Annotated in this window: 16 protein-coding genes; all 16 read left to right on the plus strand. The window is 62.1% G+C overall.

Annotated features, from left to right (window positions below; all coding sequences use genetic code 11):
* Nucleotides 1-9 precede the first annotated feature (9 nt).
* Nucleotides 10-906, plus strand: a complete 897-nt coding sequence (gene era / locus CGL56_RS17205) for a GTPase Era (protein WP_099107825.1) — start codon at nt 10-12, stop codon at nt 904-906.
* A 168-nt stretch (nt 907-1,074) separates the two neighbouring features.
* A complete protein-coding gene (locus tag CGL56_RS17210) occupies nt 1,075-1,338 on the plus strand; it encodes a hypothetical protein (RefSeq protein WP_099107826.1) in 264 nt (87 codons plus the stop codon).
* Nucleotides 1,339-2,168: 830 nt separating this feature from the next.
* Nucleotides 2,169-2,759 (plus strand): DUF4255 domain-containing protein, encoded by a 591-nt coding sequence (locus CGL56_RS17215; RefSeq protein WP_099107827.1) that lies wholly within the window; start codon nt 2,169-2,171, stop codon nt 2,757-2,759.
* Nucleotides 2,760-2,761: 2 nt separating this feature from the next.
* A complete protein-coding gene (locus tag CGL56_RS17220; RefSeq protein ID WP_099107828.1) occupies nt 2,762-4,042 on the plus strand; it encodes a hypothetical protein in 1,281 nt (426 codons plus the stop codon).
* A 164-nt stretch (nt 4,043-4,206) separates the two neighbouring features.
* A complete protein-coding gene (locus CGL56_RS17225) occupies nt 4,207-5,595 on the plus strand; it encodes a phage tail sheath family protein (protein ID WP_099107829.1) in 1,389 nt (462 codons plus the stop codon).
* A gap of 65 nt (nt 5,596-5,660) precedes the next feature.
* Nucleotides 5,661-6,680 (plus strand): hypothetical protein, encoded by a 1,020-nt coding sequence (locus CGL56_RS17230; protein ID WP_099107830.1) that lies wholly within the window; start codon nt 5,661-5,663, stop codon nt 6,678-6,680.
* Between the two features lie 27 nt (nt 6,681-6,707).
* A complete protein-coding gene (locus tag CGL56_RS17235) occupies nt 6,708-7,640 on the plus strand; it encodes a hypothetical protein (RefSeq protein WP_143470778.1) in 933 nt (310 codons plus the stop codon).
* 39 nt (nt 7,641-7,679) lie between these two features.
* Nucleotides 7,680-8,117 carry a phage tail protein gene (locus tag CGL56_RS17240; RefSeq protein WP_099107832.1) on the plus strand — a complete coding sequence of 146 codons (438 nt, stop codon included), beginning with the start codon at nt 7,680-7,682 and terminating at the stop codon, nt 8,115-8,117.
* Entirely contained in the window at nt 8,107-8,571 is a 465-nt protein-coding gene (locus CGL56_RS17245) for a phage tail protein (protein WP_209280355.1), read from the plus strand. The genes CGL56_RS17240 and CGL56_RS17245 overlap by 11 nt, the downstream gene beginning before the upstream one ends.
* Nucleotides 8,572-8,680: 109 nt before the next feature.
* Entirely contained in the window at nt 8,681-8,842 is a 162-nt protein-coding gene (locus tag CGL56_RS18300; protein WP_167641642.1) for a DUF5908 family protein, read from the plus strand.
* A complete protein-coding gene (locus CGL56_RS17250; RefSeq protein WP_099107833.1) occupies nt 8,839-9,537 on the plus strand; it encodes a CIS tube protein in 699 nt (232 codons plus the stop codon). Before CGL56_RS18300 ends, CGL56_RS17250 begins: the two co-directional genes overlap by 4 nt.
* Nucleotides 9,530-11,305, plus strand: coding sequence for a type VI secretion system tip protein VgrG (gene vgrG / locus CGL56_RS17255; RefSeq protein ID WP_099107834.1), 1,776 nt, complete (start codon nt 9,530-9,532; stop codon nt 11,303-11,305). Before CGL56_RS17250 ends, vgrG begins: the two co-directional genes overlap by 8 nt.
* A gap of 57 nt (nt 11,306-11,362) precedes the next feature.
* Nucleotides 11,363-11,653: a PAAR domain-containing protein gene (locus tag CGL56_RS17260; RefSeq protein WP_099107835.1), complete on the plus strand. Its 291-nt coding sequence runs from the start codon at nt 11,363-11,365 to the stop codon at nt 11,651-11,653.
* Nucleotides 11,654-11,672: 19 nt separating this feature from the next.
* Nucleotides 11,673-12,089: a GPW/gp25 family protein gene (locus tag CGL56_RS17265; RefSeq protein WP_099107836.1), complete on the plus strand. Its 417-nt coding sequence runs from the start codon at nt 11,673-11,675 to the stop codon at nt 12,087-12,089.
* Nucleotide 12,090: 1 nt separating this feature from the next.
* Nucleotides 12,091-15,792: a baseplate J/gp47 family protein gene (locus CGL56_RS17270; protein ID WP_099107837.1), complete on the plus strand. Its 3,702-nt coding sequence runs from the start codon at nt 12,091-12,093 to the stop codon at nt 15,790-15,792.
* A gap of 14 nt (nt 15,793-15,806) precedes the next feature.
* Nucleotides 15,807-17,561: a tail fiber domain-containing protein gene (locus CGL56_RS17275; protein WP_099107838.1), complete on the plus strand. Its 1,755-nt coding sequence runs from the start codon at nt 15,807-15,809 to the stop codon at nt 17,559-17,561.
* Nucleotides 17,562-17,578 lie beyond the last annotated feature (17 nt).

A 17,578-nucleotide genomic window follows, 5' to 3' on the forward strand; every position in this document is an offset into this window, starting at 1 on the left:
CTTTGCCGCATGCACAAGAGTGGATTCGTCAACATCATCGGCCGGCCCAACGCCGGAAAATCAACCCTCATGAACGCCCTCGTGGGGGAGCGCATGAGCATCATCACCGCCAAGCCGCAAACGACGCGCCACCGCATCATCGGCATCCTGACGGAAGACGACTACCAGATTGTCTTCAGCGATACCCCGGGCTACATCGAGGAGGCCAGCTACAAGATGCAGGAGAAGATGAACAGCTACGTAAACTCCAGCTTCGAGGACGCCGACGTGATGATTTATCTGGTGGACCCCCAGGAGACCTACGCCGAGGACGACCTGCTGGTGGGCAAGCTGCGGCGGATGGACGTCCCCCTCTTCCTGGTCTTCAACAAGCTGGACCTGGTGGACGAACGCCGCGTAGGGGAGCTGGAGCGGGAGTTCAAGCGCTGGATCAAGCCCCAAAGGATATTCGGCATCTCGGCCCAGTCCGGCCTCGGCGTAGATGAACTGCTCGACGCCATCAAGGAAGCCCTGCCGGAAGGCCCCGTGTACTACCCGGCCGACCAGCTGACGGACCGCTCGGAGCGCTTCTTCGTCTCCGAAATCCTCCGCGAACAGATCCTGGAGCAGTACCACCAGGAAGTGCCCTACAGCGTCGAAATCGAGATCGAGACCTTCGAGGAAACCCACACCAAGGACGGAGAGGAGCTGGCCCGCATCAGCGCCGTGATTTACGTGAGCCGCAAAACCCAGAAGCCCATCCTCATCGGCAAGGGCGGCAGCAGCATCAAGAAACTCGGCACCAACGCCCGCAAACGGATGGAGGAATTCCTGGGGCGGAAGGTTTTCCTGGAGATGCACGTGAAGATCCGTGAGGACTGGCGCGATGATGAAAGCTGGCTGAAGCGGTTTGGGTATGATCGGTAGGAGGTATCGTATGGCAGTACAGTAGTAGGGCAGCAGGGCAGTACGGTAGAGCAGTACGGCAGTACAACAGTAGGGCCGTACTGAAGAACTGCCGTACTACCGTACCGTACCACCGAACCCAAAGCTGCCATTTCTACGTTGCAAGGTTGACATCATTACCACCCAACCATGACCAACGCCACCACCACCGACCACGACACCATCAAGGCCTGGGCCGCAAAGCACAATGGCGTGCCCGGCGTCGTCGAGGAAGCCACCACCGCCAACGACAGTCGCCCGCTGGCCATCATCTGGCCCGAGAACCGCAGCGACGCGAAGCTGCGCGAGATCAGTTGGGACACCTTCTTCGACCATTTTGAACTGCGGCAGTTGGCCCTTTCCTACGATAGCGCCGGGATGAACAAGGACCACAAATTTGTCAGCAGGGGGTAGGAGAATACGTCAAGGTGAAGGAGACGTGACGTCAGACCAATGGTTCTGATATACTGCTGTAAAGTTTAAATACTTAAAGTTTATCTCAAAGGAGGGAGCATTGACTCCTGTTTTCTAGCGTTACGAAAACGAAGGATACGGACCAGTTCTGCCAGGCTCTAATCTCCCGCATCGGCGCCGTCGCCTGCCATATTTTCTGATTCATTGTAGGGCACGAAAATCGAAGATCCCTTTCCCCCCAGGAGGAAAGCCAACACAGCCTGCCGCCGGCGGAACAGACGGTGGCTGCTCGACTGCCTTTGACGGTAGGCAATTTTCCAATAGATATGGGTAGGGCAAGAAAAGCCTGAACATGGCTCCACAAAACCCATCCCCCAACCAACATTAGCTACACCGCGCGCCACCAGCCCCCGGTAGGGGAACCGGAGCACACCTGCACCGACTATCTCCCCAAAAGCCAACGCAAAAAAGTTGGGCCAATCCGTAACGGCCACGCATCTGTCGCTATACAGAAGCAACACACTACTATCATATGGTCCCTGAATCCTCCTCTTCCCATCAATGACTCAGGCGGCTGTCTGTCAGCAGTAGGCCGTATCCGTCCTTTCCAAAAGGCCGTGGTCGGGTCGCTTCAGGACGCTCATGAAATCGTAGAATCTCTTCGGGGAAGGGGTGAAAGCCAAACTACCGGCGCCGGTCAATGACCGGCCCTTAGGAGGCAAGATTTATTGTGAAAAATACTGGCACCTGAATGTCATAACCCATATATTAGGGAAGGCGGTATTTGCTGTTGCGTTCACCCTATTCACGAGCACACCTACCCATAAGCTATGTTACTTGAGTCCCTCCGATTAGTTGAGCAGTCGCTCAATACCTACCTCTTCCAGCGCCTGGGCGCCGTGGCCGGGGTAGTGGAGGTAGCGCTGGGCAACGTAGCGGCCATCGAGCAACCCGGCGCCAACCTGGACGACAAGCTCATCATCAGCCTGGTCAACATCGAAGAGGAGCGTTCCCTTAAGAATGCCCGGTCGGTTCGGGCCAACGGGCTCACCGGCGCCCTGGAGTACCGCAACCCACCCGTAAGCCTGAACCTCTACCTGCTGTTCTCGGCCCACTTCACCAACAATTACGACAAGGCCCTGCGGGTACTGTCGCTGGTCATCGAGTTCTTCCAGGGACAGACCACCTTCCGCACTCCGGCCCCCGGCGCCCCCGGTGCCCTGGCGGAGGGGCGCGCCGAGCTCACCTTCAATCTGTACACGATGACCTTCGAGCAGCTCAACCACCTCTGGGGCGCGCTCGGAGGCAAGCAACTCCCCAGCGCCCTGTACCGGGTGTACCTGGTACAGCTGGAAGACGGCGCCATCCGCGAGGGAGGCCGACTCATCGAAGAGATCACCGCCCAAGAAACCGTCTCCTGATCATGGGCTTCCGCATCACCTATACCCGCCTGTTTCGCTGTCTGCTGCGGCACGATTACTACCTGAATCTGGGCGACGGGGTATTCTTCAATGATCTGGATCCGGTGGCAAACGCGGCCGATCGGGCCCACCTTCTCGATACCTTCGACGTCAGGAACCTGCTGCACATTCGCCCGCTGGGGCCCACCGCCCGTAGCCTCGCCGGCCACCGGATGAGGCTGGTCATCGACCGGGAGGGCTTCTACGTTGGTATAGCTACGGATCCCGCGACGACGGGTGGGCGAATCCCCGCCACGACACCGTCGCCGGACACCACCTGGCACTTTGCCCTCCTCCCCCGCGACGGATCCGAATGGAACAACGTGACCAATCAGCGCATGCGGCCCAACGTCCCGGCCCTGTACTACTTTAGCAACCGCCGCCCGGGCTGGTCCACGGGGGCGCCCACGGCTCCCCTGAGTCTGGCCGTACCCGCGCCCGCCCGGCAACGACGCTACTACGCCGCTGGAGAGGTGGTCCGGGAAGGGGGGACGCGGTATCAAGCCCTGCGGGACGTTGCCACGGATGCCACGCCCGTGACAGATACCGCTTTCTGGGGCGTCGAAGCGCAGGTTCGGGGAGAAGCCACGGATGCCGACCGCGCCCTGCTACCCACCCGTTTCGACTATACGCTGACCCCCGAGAGTGGCGTATCGCCGACCTCGCTGACCGCCAACCTGCAACGAACCGACGGTACGCCCGCCATGCCACCGCTGAACCTTACCCTCGCTCCCGGCCGGCAGAGCGTGCACCTGGACTTCTCCGCCGTGCCGCCCGACTGGTACGACCTGATCATCACTACCGACACCGCCTACACAACTACTCACCGCACTTACCTGAACGACGAGCTGTACGATCCCACCTCCTGGGGGGTAGTCAGCATCGGCACCCCCGCTACCGACCCGGGATTGCGTCTTTTCGAACCCGACGGCCGCCTGCGGCAGGACGGGGCCGGAACGACTACCCCTCCCGAATTCCAGCTTAGAATCCCCAACCGACGCACCTACTGGCGCTACGTGGCTCACCCCACTCAGACGCTGCCGGCCAGCGCTGGCTTCAGCCTGGATCTCCAGAACCGACTCGTGGCTACCGCCCCCCGGTCGCTCACGCGGTGGGGATCCCCCGTGCAGATCGTGGGGGGCAATGGACCCGTGGCGTTGCCCAGCCCCCAGGCCCGCGCCCTCCTGCCTGAAGCCGATGGCCGGGTCTACTCCGACCTCTACCTCGGCGTCCTGGACCTGTAGGTCACCCCAATCGCCCCGCCCCGGCGAGAAAACCAAAGCCTAAAAGAAACGACTACCGCAAGGTTAGCGCTAGCTACTGCTTTCGGCGGTCCGACCGGAACGGGGGCTCGTGCCCGCGGCCAAACCACCTTAGATCACCCAATTAAACGCGCAAGCATTCTACTATGGCAAGTACTTATAAGACCCCCGGCGTATACGTGGAGGAGGTTTCCATCTTCCCACCCTCCGTCGCAGCGGTAGAAACGGCCATACCGGCCTTTATCGGCTATACGGAAAAAGCCAAACGGCGGGTAGACGGCGATCTGTTCAATGTCCCGCACCGCATTAGCTCCCTGAAGGAGTACGAGCTGCACTTCGGCTTCGCCGTGAAGGAAGCCGGCATTACGGTCACCATAGATACGACGGTCACGCCGACGGACGTGCTGGCCAGCATCGCCACCCGGTCCAACTACCTGATGTATTACTCCCTACAGGCCTTCTTCGCCAACGGGGGCGGACCCTGCTGGATCGTGGCCGTGGATTCCTACACCAACGGCGGCGAGGTGGTGGATCTGGCTACCCTCCAGGCCGGTCTCGGCGAAGTGGCCAAGATCGACGAAGTCACCCTGCTGGTCTTCCCCGACAGCACTAACCTGCCCAGCGCGGCCGACTATTACGGACTACATGGGGAAGCCCTGGACCAATGCGTGGATCTGCAGGATCGCTTTACGGTACTGGACGTCTGGCTCGATCCGGCCGATCCCACGGCTAATAACGTCCAGACGATGCGCGACAATCTGTCGGGCACCGTCGACCGCCTCAAGTACGGCGCGGTGTATTATCCCATGGTCGACACCATCCTGGATTACCAGTACGATGAGAGTGCCGTCACCGTGACCATCGACGGCACCGATGCGCAGATGGATACCCTGCCGAGCGTCTCCAACGCCCAGTACAACCAGGCCAAGGCGGCCATCAACCAGATCGACCTGACGCTGCCCGTCGCCTCGCCCGTCGTCGGGGTGTACGCCCGGGTGGACAACAACCGCGGCGTTTGGAAAGCGCCGGCCAACGAGAGCATCGACCTAGCGATCCGCCCGACCATCAAAATCAGTAAGCAGGACCAGGAGGACCTGAACGTGGACGTTACCGGTGGCAAGTCGGTCAACGCCATTCGGGCCTTTGCGGGCCGCAGTCCGGCCCTCATCTGGGGTTCACGGACTTTGGCTGGCAACGACAACGAATGGCGCTACGTGCCCGTGCGTCGCTTCTTTAATATGGCCGAAGAGTCAATCAAGAAGGCCAGCGAGCAATTTGTTTTCGAGCCCAACGACGCCAATACCTGGGTGCGTGTACGCGGCATGATCGAAAACTTCCTCACCCTCCAGTGGCGGGCCGGCGCCCTGGCCGGCGCGGTACCGGAAGATGCCTTTTTCGTCCGCGTGGGCCTCGGTACCACGATGACCGCCCTTGACATCCTGGAAGGCCGCATGATCGTCGAGATCGGTATGGCGGTCGTCCGTCCGGCTGAATTCATCATCCTGCGCTTCAGCCACAAGATGCAGGAGAGTTAGGGCCCATTCCCCGCTATTCATCTAACCGCAACCATCACCCTGCACCTCGTAAATAATCCTTACTCATGGCCAACGACAAGAACGATACTCCCCAAACCCCGGTAGATCCCGGGGAAGCCCCCCCCGGCGGAGAAGAACCCACCCAGACCCTCTGCCAGAAGTGGTTCAATGACTACCTGGAAAAGCCCCTGGAGATCGACCTGGAAGTAGCCGAAGGGGCCGCTACGGTCGGTTGCCTGGGCTACGACGAGGGCAAGATCGGCACCCAGCTGCGGGTCTGCCGCGTGGAAGACGCCCGCAAGATCCGCGGCGAATACCGCGGCATCAAGAACTGCATCTCTACGGCACTGGCCGCCCACGCCGCCGGGGTAACCGCCAACGTGACGGGCTACGTGGACAAGCAGAAGGTGCTCGAAACCAAGCTCAACAAGGCCCTGGAAGGAATCAAGGCCGCCAAATCGGGCATGGCCAAGGTACACGCCCTGGCCTGCAAGCTGGAAACGGCCCGCAAGGATTCCTGTAACTCCGAACAATGCAAGGCGATCGACAAGGGATTGCCCAAAGTCGACGGCGTGGGCGGATTGCAGCGCTTCAACAACAAAATCAGCGCCTTTCAGGCTACCATTTCCACCCTGAACGGAAACGCGGATGCCCTCTTCGAAATGGGCATTAAGTACGCTGGCATCCAGGCCTCCACCAACGTCACCAGCATCAAGCCCATGACGGACCTGCTGAAGCAGGACGCCGACGGCCTGGCCACCGACGTCACCGAGCAGTGCGCCGCCCTCGACAAGAAGATCGCCGAACAGGCCGAGGCCCTGGCCGGAGAGATCACCGGGCTGAGTACCGCCCTGTATCTCCGACAGAAGACCCAGCTGACGCACGATTTCCTGTCGGACCTCAAGGCGGACCTGACCGACATCCGCGACCAGGACTGTGGTGCGCTCGACTACGCGGCCGCCAAAGACCGACTGACCGTCATCTGCGAAACCGCCGTGACCACCTTCAATACCACGGCGACCTGTGGGGAAGGGGAAGAGAGCGGGGGCAACAAATTCAACACCCAGGACGCCCCGTCCTGCTAACCTCTAAATCCCACCATCATCATGGGCATGAATATGAAATCCGGACTTTCCCAAGACTACATCGATGGTCTGGAAAAAGCGCTGGTCACGGCCAAGGCCGCCTTTGACAACTTCGCCAAGGCGGCGACCAAGGCCAAGAACGAGCACGATCTGGCCAAGCTCTACTACAACGACCTGAAGGGCTACTGCGTCCAGGTATCGGCTACCTACGTCCGCATCAGCGACCTGTACGATTACCTCGGCACCCTGGTGACCCAGGGAACCAACATCAGCACCAATCTCAGCCTCAGTCTCGAATCGCTGACCCTCATCGCCAGATTCCTGAAGTGTCTCTGCGAGGACACGGAGGGGCTACGTGCCGACGTCCGCTCCCTCATCGACGCGATCGAGGGCATCGGCAGCGAGGTACTCGCCAGCAACGGTGCCACCCTGGTCAAGTGCATCCGCGACCTGGAGGAGGAGATCAAAAACACGGTAACTGCCATCGGCGCGGCTATCGTGGCGGTCATCGAACTCTACCGCTGCGTGCTGGAGCTAAACTGGCTCGTAGGCAAGAATGAGAACGGCCAACTGACCGGCCTGGTCTACGACCTCGAGCAGATGCGCAAGGTGCTCTGCTGCGACTACTGCGCGGGCATCAACGCTCAGATCCCGCCCTGCATCGCCGATACCATGGACAAGGGTGCCGCGGATGAACTGGCCGAATGCTGCAAAAACCCCCGGGAAGTAAGGGCCTGCGAATGCGACCTGGACCGACCCGCCGTATGCGACGGGGGCTTCCAAAGCCAGTTTTTCCAGGCCACCATCAAGGGCACCATGGACGAGACGAAGCTGCTCGTCGAGTACAAGAAATGTGTCTGGCAATTCTACGACAAGAAGCGGGCCGGCGCCCTGGCCAAGTACGACGCCATCAAGAAGTCGTACGACGCGGCCAAAGCGGCCAAGGCACTCTGCAAGTAACCGCCCCTTTCACCCACCCCTCCCTAAATCACACCCATCATGGCGAATTATCCATTACCCAAGTTTCACTTCCAGGTGGACTGGGGCGGCACCAGTATTGGATTCACGGAAGTCTCCGGCCTGGACGTCGAGACCGAAGTTATCGAATACCGGCACGGTGCCAGCAACGAATACTTCAAGACCAAGCAACCCGGCATGGTCAAGTACAGCAACCTGACCTTCAAGCGCGGGACCTTCAAGGACGACAATGAGTTCTTTGAGTGGTACAAGAAGAACCTCATGTTCGAGAACCCGGAACGACGGGACATCACCATCAGTCTGCTCGGTGAAGACCATACCCCCCGGGTGGTCTGGAAGGTGAAGAACGCCTTCATCACCAAAGTGCAGAGTACCGACCTGAAGGCCGACGGCAACGAGATCGCCATCGAAACCATGGAGGTAGTGCACGAAGGGCTCGAGATCCAGCATGGAAGCTAGTTCGATCACCAACTACCACCCGATGGTGGGCTTTCACTTCCGGGTCACCTTCGGCCTGGGCGCATCGGAACTGGACGTCAACTTCCAGTCCGTAGCCGGCCTGGACGCGAGCCTCGACGTAGAGACCGTCCGCGAAGGCGGCGAGAACCGCTACGAACACGGGCTGCCCGGTCGTGCCAAGTACGCCAGCCTCACCCTGAAGCGGGGCATGCTGCGCAACGAGCAGTCAGATGTCACGAAGTGGTGCGTGGAAGCCTTCAAGAACAATCGGGTAACCCCCATCGACCTGGAAGTCGCTCTGCTCGGGGAAGACCATACGGCCCGCGTGGTCTGGAAGGTCATCCACGCCTGGCCGAAGAGCTGGAAGTTCAACGAACTCAACGCCGAGCGGGGGGAGGTCTTTCTGGAAACCCTCGAGCTGCAGTACAACCGCTTCGAGGTGCAGGACGCTTGAAGAATTTTTCGAATACGCCTCTACGGGCCCGGTTACCGGGTGTACGAACCCGGCACCCGCGTACCCGCCCGAAACCGCACCGCAAACCTTGACCCAACATAATTCTACCATGCCACTAGAAGTCCGCGAATTGAACATCAAGATTACCGTCGGCGACGACCCTGCCGATACCGCCTCCGAGCCCGCAGCGGGGGGAAACGGCTCTCCGGATCAGGTCCGCCAGATCGTGGAAAAGGTGCTCGAAGTACTCGATAAAAGAAAAGACAGATGAGCCTGGGAAGACTGGTAAAGGTGTGCCTGCTGGCCTACGAGGACAAGAGCAAGGAGAAGAAGATCAACATCTTCATCCTGCCCATCAACCCTGAGTCGTACAGTCTCAACCTGAAGATCGAATACGAGAAGAAGCAGGGGCAGGGCAACCAGGGTACCGCCCCGAAGTACACCGGTACGAAACCCAAGGAACTGAAACTGGACTTCGTGCTGGACGGTACCCGGACCGTGGAGGGGTACCACAAGGACCTGGTCGATAAGACCGTCCCCCAGCAAATACGCGAACTGCTGGCCACGGTCTACGACATGAATGCCAAGACCCACGTACCCAACCGCCTGAAGGTCAATTGGGGCGAAGAGCTCGTCTTCGACTGCGTACTCACGAATCTGGACGTGAACTATACCCTCTTCGACCGCGACGGCACCCCCCTGCGGGCCAAGCTCAGCGCCACCTTCCTGGGGCACAAGGAAGAACAAAAGCGGGTGCGCGAAGAGAACAAGAACAGCCCCGACCTGACGCACGTATTCCTCCTCTCCGCCGCGGAAACCCTGCCCCGGCGCGCCCACGAGGTGTACGGCGGCGGCGAGTACTACCGGCAGGTGGCCGCCGCCAACGACCTGACCAGCTTCCGGAACGTCCCCGTGGGAACGGCCCTGGTGTATCCCCCCATCCTGAAAACTACCGACCGTGAATAATGCCCAGACCCTGCCCGATGACTCCGTCGCCGGCGTCGTGACCTTCGACCTGCTGACCGACGGACAGGCCGTGCCCCCCACCGTGGAGGTGCTGGCGATCCAGGTCAGCAACGCCGCCAACCGCATCCCCTTCGCCCGGATCAACCTGCGGGACGGAGAGACGGAGACGGCCACCTTCCCCCTCAGCGACGGGGATACTTTCCGGCCCGGCAAGGAGATCGAAATCAAGGTCGGCCACGACGGCGACAACGAGAGCATCTTCAAGGGCAAGATCGTCCGGCAGCGCGTGAAGGTGAACGAGAGCGGCGCCTCCTTTCTTCAGCTGGAATGCCGCCACCCGGCCTTCGCCATGACACTGGGGCGGAAGAACCGCTACTTCACCGACGTAACGGACTCCGACGCCTTCGGGACCATCCTCGGCGACTACGGATTGGCCAACGCGGTGGCCACCACTACCGTCACGCACCGCGAACTGGTGCAGTACCACGTCACCGACTGGGATTACCTGCTGACCCGCGCCGAGGCCAACGGACTGCTGGTCATCGCCAAGGCGGGACTGGTCAATGTAGTGGCCCCGGAGATTGCGGGCAGCCCGAAGCTCCAGCTCAGTTTCGGGGGCAATCTGCTGGCCTTCGACGCCGAGCTGGACGCCGTGCACCAGTGGAATGAGGTGACCGCCCAGGCCTGGAACCCGGCCGACCAGTCTCTCTTCGAATCTACCGCCACCAGTGTGGACTTCACCGAGCCCGGCAACCTGAGCGGCCAGGAACTCTCGGAGGTAGGCGGACTGGAAACCTACGCGCTGCGGCACGCCGGATTTATGGCCGAGGACGAATTGCAAAGCTGGGCGGACGCCGCCCTCCTCAAGAGCCGTTTGGCCAAGATCCGGGGGCGTGCCCGCTTCATCAGTCCCACCGTCCTACTGCCCGGTGACGTGCTCGAACTGCAGGGGGTGGGTGACCGCTTCAACGGACTGGTCTTCGTCACGGGCGTCAACTACGAAGTCGTCGACGGTGCCTGCTTCGTCGATGCCCAGTTCGGGCTTTCCCCGAAGTGGTTTACGGAGGATTTCGAGATCGCCACCCCGGCGGCCGGCGGCGTGACGGCGGGCGTGGCCGGGCTGCAGGTCGCCACGGTCAAGCAACTGGAAGGGGACCCCGACGGGGAAGATCGCATCCTGGTCACCCTGCCCCTGGTGGACGGCAACGGCGACGGCACCTGGGCACGACTGGCCACTCTGGACGCGGGACAGAACCGCGGCTGGGTGGTGCGGCCCGAGATCGGCGATGAGGTCATCGTCGGCTTCATCAACGATGACCCCCGCGATGCCGTGGTGCTCGGGCAGCTGCACAGCAGCAACAAGCCCGCCCCGATCCCCGGCTCGGATGACAACCACGAAAAGGGCTACACCAGCCGCAGCGAGATGCACTTCACCTTTGACGACGACCAGAAGATCGTCACGCTGGACACCCCCGCCGGCAACCGGATCGTGCTCGACGAGTCCGATACCTCCATCACGGTGGAGGACCAGAATGGCAACAGCATCGTGCTGAACGCCGACGGCATCAAGATCAGCAGCGCTAAGGATATCGTCATCGAAGCCCCGATGGGCAAGATCGACATCACCGCCACCCAGGACCTCGGGGCCGAGGGCCTCAACGTGAATATTGCCGCCCAGGCGCAATTCAAGGCCGAGGGTTCGGCGGCCGCCGAACTATCCAGCGGCGGCAGTACGACCGTCAAGGGGAGCATGGTCATGGTGAACTGACGCCTATGCCAAGTACCCCACCGTAATCCACCCACCATCAATAGCAAAAACCCACTCATGCCACCCGCCGCCCGCCTTACCGACATGCACGTTTGCCCCATGGTCACCGCCCTGGTACCCCACGTTGGTGGACCGATCGTCGGGCCCGGCGTCCCCACCGTCCTTATCGCCGGCATGCCCGCCGCGGTAGTGGGGGATTCCTGCGTCTGCGTCGGTCCCCCGGACACCATCGTCAAAGGCTCCTCCACCGTGATGATCGGCGGCATGCCCGCTGCCAGGATGGGAGACTCTACGGCCCACGGGGGCACCATCGTTGTCGGGGCACCCACCGTCATGATTGGCGGATAATCCAAAACCCTACACACCCATGTCCCAAGAAAAAGATTTCCTCGGTACCGGTTGGTCCTTTCCCCCCTCCTTCGCCCGACGGGGTGGGGTGGCCCTGGTCAGTGGCCGGGAAGACATCGAGCAAAGCCTGGGTATCCTGCTGTCCACCACCCTGGGCGAGCGCGTACTCCAGCCCCGCTACGGTTGCAACCTGAGCGAGTACCAGTTCGAAGCCATGGACGCGGCCTTCGTGGGCCTGCTGCGCGACCTCGTGTCTACCGCTATCCTTTACCACGAGGCCCGGATCGACGTAGAGGACGTACGGGTGACCGACGATTCCTCCCAGTTCGCGATCGAGGGCAAGGTCATCATCACCGTCACCTACCGCATCCGGGCGACCAACTCCCGCTTCAACTTCGTCTACGACTTCTACCGCACCGAAGGCGCAACCCCCTGATATGAGCCAGCACTTCCGCCAGATCGACCATCCCCTGCGCCGGGGCGGCCTCAGCCGCCCGGAACGGGACAACCCGGCCCTGCCGGCGGAGACGGCACCGGTGGACGGGCGTGGGATGGGCGACCTGCTGCGGTTCTGGTACGATTACGCGCGGCAAATTAACTTCTACGAAGCACGGGCCGGGGAGGCCATGCCGACCGTAACCGGGGATTGGCTCGACTTCTTCCGGCGCAGTATCCCGTTTCAGTATGCCAACATCGGCGCCTACGATCTGGACGGACTGGAAGCGCGTTTCGTCGCCATTCGCGACAGTATCGAGCGCCGGAGGACATTGGCCGCCCTCAACCCGCTGTTCGATCTCCTGCTGGAGATGGCCGGACTGCTGGCCACCTGGAAGGGCGACCTGACGGCGGATACCACTGGCCTGCAAGCGACCATCCAGGGGTTGATCGATACCAGCCTGCGGGATCCGGTGACCCAGCTGCTCGGTCTGGCCAACGGCGCGGCCCGCTGGGGTTACCGCCCGGGTATCCGGTTGGGGGAGGTGGGTACGGCTTTCGGAATGGACCCGCTGGCCGTTTTCGCGGTAGACCGGTCCATCAGTGGCCGGCGGGGCAGCCCCAAAAACAAGGTGTTCTACGGACGGGACATCCTGGAGGAGCTCTACCGGATCCTGTGGAAGGGACTGGAGGCCACCGTGGAGGCGGCCAGCGACGACGGCCGCCTGGAGGCGAGCCTACGGGAGCCTGAAACGGCCGACACGCCCCCCTCCCTCGGGCTGGTGTATGCTTTTCTCCTCCTTTTCCGGGAAGCCCAGGGGGGACTGAATCAACTGAGTGGTAAGCATCTCAATTTCTTTTATCGTAAAACGCTTCTTCTAAAGGAGCTGCCATTGGTGGAAGATCGGGCCCATCTGGTTTTCGAGCTTGGTAAGCAGGTAAAGGAAAGCCTCGAACTGAAACAGGGCCTTCGCTTCAAGGCGGGCAAGGACGCCAGTGGCCAGGAGATCGTCTTCGAACTGCCCGCCGACCTCATCCTCACCAAAGCCCAGGTAGCGGATGTCAAAACCTTCTACATCGATCCCGAGGACATCAAGGACAAGCTGGGAGTGGACGTTGCGAATATCTACGCCGCACCGGTGGCCAACTCCGGTGACGGGCTGGGTGAGAAGTTCCCCAAGGGTGTGCCCTTGGCCTGGCCGACGGTAGGGGGCTCAGCGGCCGTCTACCCCGATCCGGAAACCGAACGCGCCACGCCGCTGCCCGTCGCCACCCTGGCCTTCGTGTTGGCTTCTCCGGTGCTGTTGCTGCGGGAGGGGCTGCGCAAGATTACGGTCACCCTTACCCTGGGCCCCGTGCTCGGAACGCTCCCGGCCGCCTCCGTCTTGAACAGTCTTCGGCCGTTCGTACCGTATTTGTCTACCGAAGATGGCTGGCTGGAAGTGTCGGACCCAGTGTGGCAATTTACAGTGGCGGCTGATGAACTGGAGGTGCGGCTCACGCTTACCCTGGCGCCTGATTATCCGGCCGTTCTGCATCCGGAGGACGATGAGGTACTGCCCCTGGTCATCCCTCAGCGGTATCCGGCCCTGAAAATGGACTTCCGGACCGACCTACCCCAGCGGCGGTCGTGGTACTGTCGCCTCGGGCAGCTGGCGGTGAAGGCGGCCGACATCGAAGTGACCGTCTGCGGGCTGCGGCAGCTGGTGGTCGAGAATGATCTGGCGGCCCTGGATCCCGCCAAGCCGTTCCCGCCCTTCGGTCCGGTGCCGAAGCAGGACAGCTCCCACCTGTACGTAGGCAGTGAGGAGGTATTTGCCAAGGCGTGGTCCAGGTTGGATCTCCGGCTGAACTGGCAGGACCTGCCCGACTTCACGGGGTACTACGATTGCTATCCCGGCCCCCCCTTCGTGGCCGCGAACGTTAAGATCGACCCGGCGATCCGGAACAACTACCGCTGGGCACCCGCTGCACCGGCCCCCAAGCCCCTGATCACCGGGGGGGATGCCACACTGCCCGATTGCCCGCCGGCCGGCAGCCAGGAAATCGTGGTGAGCCTGACCAACGACGGTGTCCCCCCGCTGCCGCCCTGCCCCTGGCCGCTCTCCCTGGAGGGCAACATCTCCTCCCTGGCGCCCTGCGGCGTACTGCGGCTGCGGCTGACGGGGGATGATTTTCGCCACGACGGCTTCGCCCAGGCCATCCTGAACGCGGCGGCCAAGAACGAGACCATCACGGTGAACAACGAGGCCATCAAGACCGCCAACGCCCTTATCGTCTTTAACAACGCCCTCAACGGGACCAACAACCCCCTGGCGGCGGAGACCGAACTGGTGGTCCTCAATCCGCCCTATACCCCTCAGCTCGCCGGCGTCAGTATCGATTACCGGGCGGGGGATACCCTGGATGGCGACCTCCTGTTCGGGCACCTGCATCCCTGGGAAAACAGCTACGAATGGATGGCGGGCGGGAACGCGGGTGCCATGTCAGGCGGGAATGCCGGCTTCCCCCTGCTGGCCACCTTTCTCCACGAGGGCTACCTCTACGTCGGACTGGCCGACTACCAGCCCGGAGAACTGATCCACCTGTACTTCGAACTGGATGCCCCCACTGCCGACCCAAGGTTGCCCAAAGCCGAAGTTCAGTGGGCCTACCTGCGCGGAAACGACTGGACCGGGCTGCAGGACGAAACCCAGGTCCTGAGTGATACCACGGAAGGACTCATCCGCCCCGGCATCGTCCAAATCGCCGTACCCAGCGACATCAGCCGGAAGGACACGACCGTCCTGCCAGCCGCCCTGCACTGGCTGCGGGCCACCGTACCCACCGGAGCGGCGGCCATCGCGGCTACCCTGCGGGTATCGACCCAGGTCGCGGAGGTCATTGCCGTCACCGACCCCGCGAATGACGCCCAGCGGCTGTCCGACCCCCTGCCGGAAGGGTCGATCGCGAAAGTACTGGCGCCCGTCGGCGGACTGAAGGGAATCGAACAACCCTATCCCACGTACGGTGGCCGTGCCCCCGAGGATACGGCCCGCTTCGACCGCCGCGTCAGTGAACTGCTCAAGCACAAGGACCGGGCCATCACCCTCAACGACTACGAGAGCCTGGTCATGGAAGCCTTTCCCCGGGTCTACCGCGTCAAATGCCTCACCCATACCCGGGGCGTGCGGGGCAACGCGGAAGATGACCTGGAACTGGCGCCGGGCTTCGTCACCCTGGTGGTGGTGCCGGACGTCCGGCTGGTGTCCGCCGTCAACCCCTTTGAGCCCCGGCTGCCCGCGGCCGAGCTGGAGGAAATCCGTCAGTACGTCAGCGAAAGAAGTGCCCCCTGCGCGGCGGTGAACGTCCTCAATCCGGAATACGAAACCGTACGCCTCACCCTGTGCGTCCGCTTCCACCCCGGAAAGAGCACGGCCTTCTACCGCAAAAAACTACAGGAGGACCTGCGGAGCCTGCTGGCCCCCTGGACCCGCGCTGAAGCCGGGGCGGACATCAGCTTCGGGGGGCGCTTCTACCACTCCACGGCGGTCCACTTCGTGGAGGAGCTGGACTACGTGGATTTCGTCCGCGACCTCCGCATCCTGGTGCCGGGAAGCAGCCCCCTCACCTCCCAGCCCGCCCGCCACGCCCGCTCCGTCCTCACGACCGTCAACGGCTCCGAAGCGGCCGACCAACATCACATCACCGTCCTCGAAGACTAACAAACTATACCACCATGGCCCTCAAGAATCGCAACGCGCTCAAAACCCTCTTTACCGGTGGGGTTATCCCGACGAAGGAGAACTACGCCGACCTGATCGACTCCATGCTCAACCGCAAGGACGATCACTTCTTCGGAGTCTGGCAGCAGGGCAAGCGCTACTGCCAGGGGGATGTCGTCATCTACGGCAAGAGCCTCTATCTGCTGAATATTCAGGACGTGGAGGAACTCGTTCTCTGCCCTGGGGATACGCTGCCGGAAGACGACCAGCAGGGGGAGATGCAGCAGCAGAAGGTATACTCCACCCAGGAAACCGCCCCGGCGGATCCGCTCTGTATCTGCTCGGACATTCCACCCCCCGACGACAAGGAAAGATGGTGCGAGCTGCAGTTGGAAGTAGACGACCGGGACTGGGAGGTTGTCCTGGACGAGGAAGGGGGAGAACCGCTGATAGTCCACCAAATCCGCGCAAGGATTGGGATGGGGACCGACGATCCTGGCACCCGGCTGCAGGTATCCGGATCCGCCGGGGATATTCAGGCTGATCCGGACGGCAGCAACCCCACGGTGAGTTTGCTGTCCCGGGGCGAGCGGGCCTGCCGGGTCGATTGGTCGCTGGACGAAACGGTCCAATACCTGACGGACAGCCTGGGCTACGCTTTTTTCCGTCAGCCCAAACCGTCGTCGGAATCCGGAGCAAAGCCAAAGGGTATGCCCGCGCCCACCTTGCTGTTTTTCCTCACTGAGGAGGGGAACCGTCCCGCCGCCGGCGTCGGTACCGACCGCCCGAAGGGGATCCTCCACGTCGAGGACGAAGGCTACGGCCGACTAGTGGTCAATCACCGCAAGGGCAACGAGGCCGCCACCGTGTTGCTGGTTAACTGTACCGACGGCGGCAACGGCCACTACCTGCTCAGTGGCGTCAACCAGAACTACGCCTACTGGCAGACGGACGCCAGTCAGGGCCTGCGCATCATCATGGGGGGCAGCTATGACAAGCTCTCGAAGGAGATGGGTCAAGGCCTCACCGCCGTTGCCGTAGACCGGGAAGGCCGGGTGGGGATCGGCACCGAAAAGCCCCGCTCGAAGCTGGAGGTTACCGAGGCCAATATGGGGAGCGTGCGGGTGGACTTCAGTAACGACAATGTGTCGATCAGTGCCCTCAACGAGCGGCCGCGGCCCCAGCGGCCCGCGACCTACCACGCCCTGGGGGTGGACGACGAGTTCGCCACCCTGATCACCGATGCGCCCAGCGGGTTCGCCTTCAAGGCCGGACGGCAGACGGCCGAGGGGCAGGACTACGCCGTCGACATCAACCAGGGGGAGATCGTCGGTTACCTTACCCGTACCGGCCGCCTCGGTCTGCGTACGCCGCACCCGCCGGAAGACTTTGACCTCCACGTCAACGGCCACCAGCTCTCCCAAACCGCCTACCTGGAGACCAACGGCAAGCGCATCGTGTCGGACGGCAAGCTGGACGGCGCCGAAGTGCTGGAGCAACTCCAGAAGCTGCACCCCATCTACTTCAACTGGCGGTCCTCCGCCAACGCCGCCGACGCCGGCCGGCAGATCGGCTTCAACGCCCAGAACGTCTTTGAGTGCTTCCCGGAGTTGACCCGACAACTGGAAAAGGACAAGACTGTCGCCTACGGCAACCTCACCGCCGTGCTCACCGCCGCCATTAAGGAACAGCAACGCCTCATCCGGGAACTCGACCAGCGGGTCAGCGACCTGGAGGAACAACTCCACGGCAAATCCGAAAACCTCTGACCCCATACACGCAACAC

The organism is Neolewinella marina, from assembly GCF_002631205.1.
GTDB classification, from domain to species: domain Bacteria; phylum Bacteroidota; class Bacteroidia; order Chitinophagales; family Saprospiraceae; genus Neolewinella; species Neolewinella marina.